We start from the raw sequence: 947 nt of genomic DNA on the forward strand, positions 1-947 counted from the left end.
AACATCACCCTCGACGAAGGCGCTGCCTGGGCTGCAAAACCTGGCCACTTTGTCTGGATCGGCCTCGAAGAGCCCGATGCCCAGGAACTGGCCAACCTGCAACGCCAGTTCAACCTGCATGAATTGGCCATCGAAGATGCCCTGGAAAAGCACAGCCGACCGAAGCTCGAAACGTTCGGTGATGCGCTGTTTATCGTCACGTATTCGCCGATTCGAAACGAAGGCAAACTGCAATTCATCGAGACTCATATCTTTGCCGGTAACGGTTACATCATTACCGCGCGCAATGGGCATTCGGCCTCATACGCCTATGTCCGGCAGCGTTGTGAGGCGCGTCCGCTGTTACTTGAGCACGGGGAAGATTTCGTCCTCTACGCCCTCCTCGATTTCGTAATTGAAAACTATCAGCCAATGGGCGAAGCAATCCATGCCGAGATCGATGAGCTGGAACGCAACGTGTTGTTGTGCGGTACGCTGAACGAACGTGACATCCAGAAACTTCATGGCCTGCGCCGGGACGTATTGCGTCTGCGTCGTTATGCGGCACCCATGGTGGAGATCGGTGAGGAACTGCAGAAGCTGAGCTTCCCGTTCATCGACAAGAACATGCGCCCGTACTTCCGTGATGTGCAGATTCACGTGACGCGGCAGATGGAAGACCTGACAACCCTGGCAGACATTGCCAGCCAGACCATTGAGATTGGGGTGCTGCTGGAAGCTTCTCGCCAGAGCGTGGTGCAGCGCAAATTTGCAGCGTGGGCGGCGATTTTGGCGTTTCCGACGGCAGTGGCCGGGATCTACGGGATGAATTTCCAGAACATGCCGGAGCTGGCGTGGCAATACGGGTACTTTGGGGTACTGGGGTTTATTGTGGTGGGGTGTACAGGGTTGTGGGCGAGTTTCAAGAAGTCGGGGTGGTTGTAACGGCTTACTTACCTGTGGCGAGG

General features: G+C 55.9%; 1 protein-coding gene. It reads left to right on the top strand.

The genetic code is table 11. The features are described from left to right. Nucleotides 1-924 (top strand): magnesium and cobalt transport protein CorA (locus tag AC1DRJ_RS29765; RefSeq protein ID WP_477805277.1); only part of this gene is annotated, 924 nt, incomplete at its 5' end. Nucleotides 925-947: the final 23 nt, after the last annotated feature.

The sequence above is a fragment of the Pseudomonas sp. P5_B2 genome, assembly GCF_056400445.1.